This window comes from Acinetobacter pollinis (genome assembly GCF_015627175.1).
Classification (GTDB): Bacteria; Pseudomonadota; Gammaproteobacteria; order Pseudomonadales; family Moraxellaceae; genus Acinetobacter; species Acinetobacter pollinis.
This window is the reverse complement of the sequence record NZ_VTDQ01000026.1, coordinates 21,335-31,697: the sequence shown is the minus strand read 5'-3', so window position 1 is coordinate 31,697 and position 10,363 is coordinate 21,335. Positions and strand designations below refer to the sequence as shown.

The 10,363-nt window shown below is 37.2% G+C and carries 11 protein-coding genes and 1 rRNA gene; 7 read left to right on the top strand and 5 right to left on the bottom strand.

All coding sequences use genetic code 11. The annotated features are described in order from the left end of the window. Positions 1–16: 16 nt before the first annotated feature. Together rrf and cysK are read left to right on the top strand one after the other, a co-directional pair. A 5S ribosomal RNA gene (gene rrf / locus I2F23_RS09985) occupies positions 17–131 on the top strand. A gap of 132 nt (positions 132–263) precedes the next feature. Continuing rightward, positions 264–1,256, top strand: coding sequence for a cysteine synthase A (cysK, locus tag I2F23_RS09980; RefSeq protein ID WP_195772456.1), 993 nt, complete (start codon positions 264–266; stop codon positions 1,254–1,256). A gap of 21 nt (positions 1,257–1,277) precedes the next feature. Here the strand turns inward: cysK and I2F23_RS09975 are convergent, their stop codons facing one another. Next, positions 1,278–1,631 carry a RidA family protein gene (locus I2F23_RS09975; RefSeq protein ID WP_195772455.1) on the bottom strand — a complete coding sequence of 118 codons (354 nt, stop codon included), beginning with the start codon at positions 1,629–1,631 and terminating at the stop codon, positions 1,278–1,280. Positions 1,632–1,710: 79 nt separating this feature from the next. Then, complete coding sequence (dinB, locus tag I2F23_RS09970; RefSeq protein WP_195772454.1) at positions 1,711–2,766, bottom strand: DNA polymerase IV; 1,056 nt, start codon at positions 2,764–2,766, stop codon at positions 1,711–1,713. Positions 2,767–3,008: 242 nt separating this feature from the next. On the opposite strand from dinB, the gene I2F23_RS09965 reads away from it, so the two are divergent. The 3 genes from I2F23_RS09965 (at position 3,009) to I2F23_RS09955 (ending at position 5,504) form a co-directional block, all read left to right on the top strand. After that, positions 3,009–4,298 (top strand): MFS transporter, encoded by a 1,290-nt coding sequence (locus I2F23_RS09965; RefSeq protein WP_195772453.1) that lies wholly within the window; start codon positions 3,009–3,011, stop codon positions 4,296–4,298. Positions 4,299–4,393: 95 nt separating this feature from the next. After that, positions 4,394–5,044, top strand: a complete 651-nt coding sequence (locus I2F23_RS09960; protein ID WP_195772452.1) for a glutathione S-transferase — start codon at positions 4,394–4,396, stop codon at positions 5,042–5,044. Position 5,045: 1 nt separating this feature from the next. Continuing rightward, positions 5,046–5,504: a DUF523 domain-containing protein gene (locus I2F23_RS09955; RefSeq protein WP_195772451.1), complete on the top strand. Its 459-nt coding sequence runs from the start codon at positions 5,046–5,048 to the stop codon at positions 5,502–5,504. On the opposite strand, the gene I2F23_RS09950 is transcribed toward I2F23_RS09955, so the two are convergent. After that, positions 5,480–6,334, bottom strand: a complete 855-nt coding sequence (locus I2F23_RS09950; RefSeq protein WP_195772450.1) for a helix-turn-helix domain-containing protein — start codon at positions 6,332–6,334, stop codon at positions 5,480–5,482. The two genes, I2F23_RS09955 and I2F23_RS09950, sit on opposite strands and share 25 nt — an antisense overlap. 164 nt (positions 6,335–6,498) lie before the next feature. On the opposite strand from I2F23_RS09950, the gene I2F23_RS09945 reads away from it, so the two are divergent. Further along, entirely contained in the window at positions 6,499–7,413 is a 915-nt protein-coding gene (locus tag I2F23_RS09945; protein WP_195772449.1) for a DMT family transporter, read from the top strand. Positions 7,414–7,432: 19 nt separating this feature from the next. Here I2F23_RS09945 and I2F23_RS09940 read toward each other — a convergent pair whose 3' ends face one another. Together I2F23_RS09940 and argS are read right to left on the bottom strand one after the other, a co-directional pair. Then, the gene (locus I2F23_RS09940; protein ID WP_195772448.1) at positions 7,433–8,026 is read right to left on the bottom strand and encodes an SPOR domain-containing protein; all 594 of its coding nucleotides are present in this window, start codon (positions 8,024–8,026) and stop codon (positions 7,433–7,435) included. A gap of 17 nt (positions 8,027–8,043) precedes the next feature. Further along, entirely contained in the window at positions 8,044–9,834 is a 1,791-nt protein-coding gene (argS, locus tag I2F23_RS09935) for an arginine--tRNA ligase (protein ID WP_195772447.1), read from the bottom strand. A 154-nt stretch (positions 9,835–9,988) separates the two neighbouring features. On the opposite strand from argS, the gene I2F23_RS09930 reads away from it, so the two are divergent. Next, entirely contained in the window at positions 9,989–10,246 is a 258-nt protein-coding gene (locus tag I2F23_RS09930) for a type B 50S ribosomal protein L31 (RefSeq protein ID WP_195772458.1), read from the top strand. Positions 10,247–10,363 lie beyond the last annotated feature (117 nt).

The following is a 10,363-nucleotide window of genomic DNA, read 5'->3' as shown; positions in this document are numbered from 1 at the left end:
TCTCCATAAAAGTTATGCTGGCGACAATAGCGAGAGTGAACCACCTGATCCCTTCCCGAACTCAGAAGTGAAACCTCTTAGCGCTGATGGTAGTGTGGGGTTACCCATGTGAGAGTAAGTCATCGCCAGCATCTAATTCCTAAAAAGCCTCCGTAAGGAGGCTTTTTTTATGCGTTTTAATTATGATCTAATTCAGAATAGACTTTAATCCAATTTTTTGGCATGGTGATATATGAAAATATATACATTAAAGGATATAAAAGATGTCAACAGATCAGAACTTTCAAGCACCTAAAAATTTAGGTATTGCCGTATATGAGAATAATGCAGAAGCAATTGGCAATACACCATTAATACGTATTAATAGAATTATAAAAGGTCGAGCAACAGTTCTCGCAAAAATCGAAAGTCGTAATCCCGCATTTTCCGTAAAATGTCGTGTTGGTGCAGCTTTAGTGAAGGATGCGGAACAACGTGGTGTTTTAAAAGAAGGTATGCACATTGTAGAACCTACAAGTGGTAATACTGGTATTGCTCTAGCATTTGTTGCAGCAGCAAAAGGGTATTCAATTACTTTAACAATGCCTGCCAGTATGAGTTTAGAACGACGTAAAGTATTAAAAGCTCTTGGTGCAAATCTAGTACTGACAGAACCAGCGAAAGGTATGAAAGGTGCTGTAGATGAAGCAATACGTTTAGCAAATGAAAATCCTGAAAAATATTTTTTACCCCAACAATTTGATAATCCTGCTAACCCTAAAATACATGAAGAAACAACTGGTCCTGAAATTTGGCAGGCGACAGGTGGAGAAGTTGATATTCTCATTTCAGGTGTAGGTACAGGTGGAACAATTACAGGGATTTCAAGATATTTTGAGCAGGTTAAAAATAAATCTTTATATTCAGTTGCAGTAGAACCAACTGAATCACCAATTATTACACAAACTAAAGCGGGAGAAACAATTACGCCTGCACCTCATAAAATTCAAGGAATAGGTGCCAACTTCATTCCTAAAAATTTAGATTTAGACTTAGTAGATGAAGTATTACCAGTAAGTAGTGAAGATGCAATTGACTGGGCACGTAAATGTGCAACTCAAGAAGGGATCTTAGTTGGAATTTCTTGTGGGGCAGCATTGGCTGCAGCTGAAAAAGTTGCGTTGAGACCTGAAAATAAAGATAAAACGATTGTGGTCATTTTACCTGATAGTGGCGAACGCTATTTATCCTCAGTCTTATTTGCTGAAGAAGAGTAAAAATAGGGCGAAAGCCCTATTTTAAGGTTGAATGGCTGTAACGGTCATTTCAACTAGTACGTCTGGTGAATACATTTTTGCTTCAACACAAGTGCGCGCAGGCGGGTTTTGAGGATCAATCCATGCATCCCATAAAGTATTCATTGTTTGGTAATCTTTTTCGATATCTTTCAAATAAATAGTCACAGACAATATATGACTTTTATTACTTCCAGCATCAGCAAGGAAGCGATCAATATTATCTAATGTTTGCTGTGTTTGAGAGGTAATATTCTGGCTAGTGTCATCAGCAAGTTGACCCGCTAAATGAATAAGATTTCCATGGATAGCTGCTTCGCAAAAACGATTGGTTTTATGTAGGCGTGTAATACTCATTATTTTTGATCATCATTCATTACATTGTGGTGATCATACTGTAAATCAGCTAATGTTAAAAATACAAGGCTACGAACTTTTACCATAAAGAAAGCTGTGAAATAGAATTACTCATTTCAAGATGGTAGGTGGAAACGCCAACAAGCCGAAAACGAGTATCTATGGGAATATTCATTTCATTGATAAGTAAATCTGTAGCTTGTTTAAGTTGCTCTAAAGATTCAATAGCGTGAGAGAAGCTTTTACTATGTTGTAAAAGTTGAAAGTCACTTTTCTTAAATTTTAAACTGATTCCGTAGGCAATCATTTTCTTTTGCACTAGGCTACCCCAAACTTTTTCACAAAGTTCATAAATATATTGCCTACATCTTTCTATTGAATAGTTTGTGTCGAATGTCTGTTCTTTTGATATTTGTTGACGTATACGCTCATGCTGTACGGGTCGATCATCGATACCTTGAGCATACAAGTAGAGCTGCTTGCCATATTTACCGAAATGATGAATTAAAACAGATTCATCAATTTTCTGTATGTCACCTAGTGTATAAAGGTTAAGCTTTTCTAATTTTTCCTGTGTAACTTTGCCAACACCAGGTATTTTTTTTAGAGAGAGGGCAGAGATAAAACTTTGTATATACGCAGGTTTTATAATGCATAATCCATTGGGTTTGTACCAATCAGATGCGATTTTAGCAAGAAATTTATTGGGAGCTACTCCTGCTGATGCCGTGAGTCGTGTTTCTAGCCAAATATCTTGCTGTATATGCTGAGCAATCTCCGTCGCTGTAGCAATACTTTTAAGATTATTCGTTACATCTAGATATGCTTCATCTAGAGAAATCGGTTCAATGATAGATGTATATCTTTTAAAGATATTATGAATAATGTTTGAGATTTCTCGATATTTGTTAAAGTTTGGTTCAATAATTACAAGTTGTGGACAGCGTTGCTTTGCTCGATGTAATGGCATGGCAGAGTGCAATCCATATTTTCTAGCAGGATAGGAGGCTGTTGTTAGCACTGAGCGTGGATGATCAAATGCAATTACAACAGGCTGATCAATGAGATCAGGTCGATCGCGTAGTTCAACAGACGCGTAAAATGCATCCATGTCGATGTGAATAATCTTACGCATAAATTATTATATGTTGATAGAAATCATAAACTGAGACGCTATTATATTATATAAATTAATCTGCTCCAGCATATAAATCTACTGCTATTTATAGAACGTAGCCACCAAATTTCTTTTTAATAAGATCCAGTTAAAAACCTCTCCTATGTATTATAGCCAAATGGCTAATAGTATATTTTTTACCAAATATTATAGAGTGGGTAAATAAAAATACTTTTAATGTATGCACATAGGGAAGAAAAATGAATACATATAGCGTAGAAGAAAAACGTAGTCGTATTCGAGGAATTGTTGGTGCAGCGTCAGGAAACTTAGTAGAGTGGTTCGATTTTTATATTTATGCGGTATTTGCAGTATATTTTACGCATGCTCTCACTGCACCAGATATGACTGCTACGACTAAATCGATTTACGTCTGGGGTGTTTTTGCTGCCAGTTTCTTTATGCGTCCAATAGGTAGTTGGTTATTTGGAAGAATTGCTGACCGTCATGGGCGTAAGCAATCTATGGTGATTTCAATATGCTTTATGGCGGTCAGTTCATTCCTATTTGCAATTTTGCCTACTTATGATCAGGTTGGTATTCTTGCACCATTTTTATTGTTAGTCGTGAGGTTATTACAAGGATTATCGGTAGGTGGAGAATATGGCGCTGTTGCTACATATATGAGCGAACTAGGTCTTAAGGGGCAACGTGGTTTTTTTGCATCATTTCAATATGTGACCTTGTCAGGTGGTCAATTACTTGCAAGCTTACTTAGCGTCATTATGTTAACTTTCTTAACGCATGAACAATTAGAAGCAGGGTGGTGGAGATTTCCTTTTGTTTTGGGTGGCTGTACTGCACTTATTTCTTTAATTGCACGTCGTCGTTTGGAGGAAACTTTATCTACTGATGAGAGTAAAAAAGAAGAGTCGGGTAGTTTAATTGAATTACTGAAAAAACATTGGAAAACCTTTTTATTGGTCGTTGGCTACACTTCTGCAGGTTCGTTGGCATTTTATACAATTACTGTTTATTCAAAGACCTACTTAACGAATAGTATTGGTATTCCTGATAAGACAGTCGGTTATATTATGACAATTGCATTATTGGTCTTTATGTTGGCACAACCTGTGTTTGGGGCTTGGGCAGACCGTATCGGTCGTCGTACAGCTATGCTTGCATTTAGTGCATTACTTGCCATTTCAATTTATCCAGTGATGGCAGTAGGCATGCCTTATTTTTCACACAATATATTTGCGGTAGCAGTCTTGCTTATTTTTATGATGCTTTTACTCAGTTTTTATACTTCTATTAGTGGTTTAGTGAAAGCTGAAATGTTTCCTACTCATGTAAGAGCATTAGGTGTCGGTTTTTCTTATGCTGTAGGGAATGCCTTGTTTGGCGGATCAGCGCCCTCGGTCGCTTTACAGTTTAAAGCGATTGGTCTGGAAAATACTTTCTTTATCTACGTTATTGTTATGCTTGTTATCTGTTTCTTTTGTAGTCTAGCCATTCCTAAAGAACCAGAATATTTAGACCACCTCTAACATGTAATATTGAAGAATCTAAAATAAGTACTAGCTTACTTATTTTAGAGCATGCTAAATTTGTGAGATAAGTTAAATGATTAAAGAAAAAAAGCATGATTACGCTACATCACTTAGAGCACTCACGGTCTTTTAGAATTATATGGGCATTAGAAGAGCTTGGTATAGATTATAAGATTAAGTATTACGAACGAACATCGAGTTTTCTAGCACCTGATGCATTAAAGCATGTTCATCCTTTAGGCAAAGCACCAATTTTGACAGATCAGGATACGGCATTTGCTGAATCAGGTGCAATTTTAGAATATTTACAGATGGCATATGATGGGTCTGGTACATTTAAGCCAAAACAACCTGCTCAATTACAGCATTACCTCTTTTGGTTGCATTATGCAGAAGGTTCGCTAATGCCTTTATTGGTATTTCGTCTGGTTCTTGGTCTAGCTGCACAAAGAGCACCATTTCTTATTCGACCTGTCGCACAGAAGTTTTCAAAAAATATAAAAAGAGGTTTTATTCAACCAAGATTAAGTGATCATGTTCAATATATAGAGAAATATCTGGCTGATCATGAATATCTGGCAGGAGAGTTTTCTTTTGCAGATATTCAAATGAGTTTTCCTTTAGATGTGCTTGCGAAAAAAGTTTCTTTAAATATTCCAAATATTAAACGCTATTTAGCACGAATAGAAGAAAGAGATGCATACCGTATTGCACGTGTAAAAGAAAAACTAGAGATCACTTGAAGTGATATTGGTGAGTGCATGTTTGGCTGGCGAATCTGTTCGCTACAATGCAACCGATGCATTAAATAAAACAGTTAAAAGGCTAGTGACAGAGAAAAAAGCCATAATGATCTGTCCTGAGTTATTGGCAGGATTCTCTACACCACGACCCCCTGCAGAAATTAAGGGTGGCGATGGCCATGATGTACTTAAAGGTTTTGCCAAAGTCATTGAAAAAACAGGGAAAGACGTTACTCAGCAATATATTGATGGTGCTAGAAAAGCATTAGAGTTTGCTAAAAAGCATCATGTAACGCATGTTGTTTTAAAAGAGGGTAGCCCTTCTTGCGGGAGTGATTATATTTATAACGGTGAATTTAATGGACAAACAAATGTGGGTGTTGGGGTAACAACAGCTTTATTTCGCCAACATCATATTCAGGTTGTATCTGAACATTATCTAAGTGTAGAGGGTCTATAACCATAGTGTGCATTAAAGCGATCACTCATATGACTTGCAGAACTAAATCCATATAAGTGTGCAATTTCTATGAGTGTGTGTGATGTATATCTAAGTGCATGATGTACCTTTTCTAAACGTTTTTGCATCACATACTGATGCGGAGAAATATCCATAGATTGACGGAACATGTGTGCAAAATGGTATTCACTTAAATGTACTTGTTGCGCCAATTGATTCAGTGTGAGCGCTTGATCTAAATGTGCATCAATCCACGCTAAAATATATTTAAGTACTGATGGAGATAAGCCTCCTTTAATTTGAGGAGCATGCCATTTTACATTACTATAATTTTTAACCATATGTGTGAGCAGAAGTGATGCTGCCATACTCATTTCTAAATGATTTTCTTGATGTGCCCAAGCAGGCTGAACCAAATAGTTTTGGTATAGAAAACTCACTTTTGGATCGAGAACAAATGCGTGTTCCTGAAGTTCGATGGTATTTGGAGATTTATCCCAAACCTGTTCTGCAACGCGTGATAGATGCTGTTGTGTGTAATACAGATGTACAAAAGACAGATCACCTCGAATGTCCCAAGTGGATTCTGAATGTTGAGGCATTAAACAAAATTTATTAGGACCTCCACCATTTTTCCAACCTTGTGCTGTTTTTTGGTAGGTTTCATAGCCATCTTTCACATATAGACTTAGAGTGTGATGATTACTGCAGACATTCACGCAGTCGTGTCTATTTTTCCAATAAGCAAGTTGAATCCCTGACCCAATATCTACAGAGTTGACCAGTTGAGTTTTGAAACGTTGTAGTTGTTCTAGAATGTCGTACCGCATACCAAAGGGCTATAAGAGAGTAGATTCATTTTTACTATAAACTGATTATCTAATATAAGAAATAGTATAAATACGCAGAAATATAGATAGCGATCGCAAGAATATGGATTCGATGCTTTATAAATTTATGGAAAATATGAGTTTAAGCGCTTGAGATTATAAATATGAAGCTAAATTTAATGCTATATGGCTTTGTTGTTGTACTGTGGGGCACGACATGGCAAGCGATTACGCTACAACAACGTAGTTTTATTTCTCCCGAAGTTGCTGTGTTTTGGCGGTTTTTAATTGCAAGTGCTTTATTATTTAGTGTTCTTATCTTATTTAAAAGACTAAAAAAGATTTCAAAAGAAGCCCATTTATTATGTTTACTTCAAGGATGCTGTATTTTTGGATTTAACTTTTTGTGTTTTTACTACGCCGTCCATTATATAAATAGTGGTTTAGAAGCCATTATTTTTTCATTGGCTGTTTTGTTTAATGCGATTAATAGTCGAATTTTCTTTAAACAGGCAATTTCGCCAAGATTTTATATGGCAGCATGTTGTGGTGTATCAGGGATTGTGGCTCTATTTTGGCATGACATTTATGGCGTTAGTTTTAAGCCAGACGTGCTTCTTGGCATTGTTTTATGTTTGATGGGAACTTACGGTTTTTCTCTGGGAAATATGTTGAGTGTTCAACATCAAAAACAAGGGAGAGATATTTTTACGACGACTGCATATGCCATGTTGTACGGCGCAATAATTATGCTAAGCCTATCGATCATTCAGGGAAAAAATATCGTACCTCATATACAAATGATTTCTCAAATGGCTATTCTTTATCTGGCTGTGTTTGGTTCAGTCATCGGTTTCTGTGCTTATTTTATTTTAGTCGGGCGTATAGGTGCGAGTAATGCCGCATACAGTACTTTACTATTTCCGTTGGTTGCGCTCATAATTTCTACAGTAATGGAAGGATATGTTTGGACAGCAAATGCTGTGCTTGGAATTGTATTAATTTTATTGGGAAATGCCGTCTTTTTTGTCAAATTACAGCGTTTAAAGCTATTTAAAAGTAAACAGGCAATCAACTAATGATTGCCTGTTTGGAACCTTAATTTTTTACGACAATAGAGTCGATACCACTGTTTTGTAAGGTTTGCTGTGCAAGTATGGCTTCTTGCTGTGTTTGATATGGACCTGAGATAACGCGATACCAAGTTTGTCCACCTTCTGTGCTTGTAATCACATCGGCAGGCAATTTGTTCATTAAAATTTCTGAACGTCTTGCATCGGCACTATCTGGGTCTTGGAAGCTTTTTACCTGTAAAATATACGAAACTGGCGCTGTATCGTTACCCGTTATTCCTGCATTTACGACATCTGAAGCTGGCTGAGGTGCTTCTACAATAATACTATTTGTCGTTGTCTGCCCTGTTGGAACAGCTTGTTCAGGAATTGGTGTAACCTGTTGCTTTGGCAACTGGTCATAGAAACGATAGTCATGGTTGGTTTCGGTATCTTTACTCATGGTATTTTGGCTGACTTGGGGGTGTTGCACAGGTGCCCAAGGTTTCCAAAGTGCAAAAGTAACCGCACCAAAGAGTACGATCAGAATAATCACAACTGTCCCTAACCAACTAGGAAATAATTTTGATTTAGATGGTTTGGGTTTTTTTGAAACACCACGTTGCACTTTACCAAACACGTTAAGATTCCTCTAACTTACATTGCTTCAGGTGCAGATACACCCAGAAGTGTTAAACCATTACGTAAAACTTGTTGTACATTTGCAGAAAGAAGAAGACGTGCTTGCGTGAGATTTGCATCATCATTCAGTACTTTATGTTCGTTATACCAAGCGTGGAATAGGGCAGCAAGTTCTTTAAGATAGTTACCAACTTGATGTGGTTCGTATGCATGAGCAGCACGTGAAACAACATCAGGATAAGCAGCCAGTTTTGCTAAAATTGCTGTTTCTGCTTCTAGTGTTAAGTGTTCTGCGAAAGGACGTGCATCTATCGTATTAAAAGTAATACCGACCTCTTTTGCCTTTTCTTGCATACGGCAAATACGTGCATGTGCATACTGGATGTAGTAAATTGCGTTATCCTTACTTTGTGATACTGCTAAGTCTAAGTCAAAGTCGATATGCTGTTCACTTTTGCGCATAACATAGTAAAAACGTGCTGCATCGTTACCAACTTCTTTACGCAAATCGCGTAATGTCACAAATTGTCCTGAGCGAGAAGACATTTGCAACATTTCTCCCCCACGCCATAGGCTTACAAACTGTACAAGAAGGACAGTAAGTTTTGAGGAGTCATAGCCTAAAGCATCAATTGCCGCTTTTACACGTGCAATATAACCGTGGTGATCTGAGCCCCAGATATTTACGAGTTGTGTATAGCCACGTTGAAGTTTATTTAAATGATAAGCGATGTCTGAAGCAAAATAAGTAGCCTGACCATTACGGCGTTTTACAACACGGTCTTTTTCATCGCCAAATTCAGTCGATTTAAACCAGATATTGCCATCTTTTTCGTATAAGAAACCACGCTGTTCAAGCGTTTCTAATGCTTCTTCAATCTTGTCTGCAAGCGTTGCTTCGCTAAACCATTGATTAAACGTAACACCAAACTCACCTAGGTCATCTTTAATATCTTCTAAAATGGCATCGAGTGCTGCTTGATGGAAAATACGGTAGTTTGGCCCAAGAAGGTTTTGTGCATTTGCGATTAAACCATCAATATGCTTTTCTTTATCGCCAGATAGAATAACTTTGTTACCATCTTTATCGAGCTCTTCTGCATATTGAACGTCTTCTGGAACATCTTTATATACGTCTGCAACAGGGAAATTGTATTCAGTTCCATCTTGGTCGAGAATACTTTGTGCAATTTCTTTAACGTAGTCGCCTTGATATGCATTTTTTGGAAAAACGAGTGTTTGCCCATTAAGCTCTAAATAACGTAAGTATGTCGATGTTGCAAGGATATCCATTTGACGACCAGCATCATTGACATAATACTCACGATCGACAGTAGCGCCAGTTGCTTCAAGTAGATTAGCAACTGTCATACCATAGGCTGCACCACGACCATGACCTACGTGTAAGCTTGATGTTGGATTCGCAGATACAAATTCGACTTGTACACGTTGCTCTGCATTATGTGTGGTGCGACCAAATTGTTCTTGTTGTTGTTGAATCTGATCTAATACAGCATAGCGCTCATCTGCATTTAAAAAGAAGTTAATAAAGCCTGGCCCTGCAATTTCAGCTTTACTAATTTCTGAAACTTGCGGTAACGCAGCCAATATTTTCTCTGCAAGATCTCGAGGTTTCATACCTGCAGCTTTTGAGCCAACCATAGCAATGTTTGACGCAAAATCGCCGTGGCTTCGGTCTTTGGTACGGGTGAGGTGACTTACATTCTTCCAGTCTGCAGGGAGAATTTCTTGAGCAATAAGTGTTTGCACCGCATGGTCTAAAGCTGCTTGTATGGCCGTATTCATATCAATAGAAAAACTGTTGCATAAAAACAGTAAATATACCAAATTTCGGCTTCTTTAGGGAATGTTTCGTATATTTTGACAAATTGACAACGCATATAAAAAGGTTTATTGTTATGTTATAAAGTAACACTAATCTAATTATATTCAGGTACTCATTATGAGAAATATTCACCCTAAATATCAGCAAGTCTTGTTTCATGACACCAATGCAGATGCATATTTCATTATTGGTTCGACATTACAACCTAAGCAAACAAAAGTTTATGAAGGAAAAGAATATCCATACATGACGTTAGATATTTCAAGTGCATCTCATCCGTTTTATACAGGCGAAGTTCGTCAGGCAAGCAACGAAGGCCGTGTGGCAAACTTTAACCGTAAGTTTGGACGTTTCGCAAAGAAAAAAGCATAAAGTATAGACTGTTAGACCTTTCTCCAATCCTGCCCTTAAATAGAATGAGCCTTTGTTATTTAAGGGTATTTTTTATAAAAAAACTCTTCAATGATAAATAAACATATCCATTTCTAA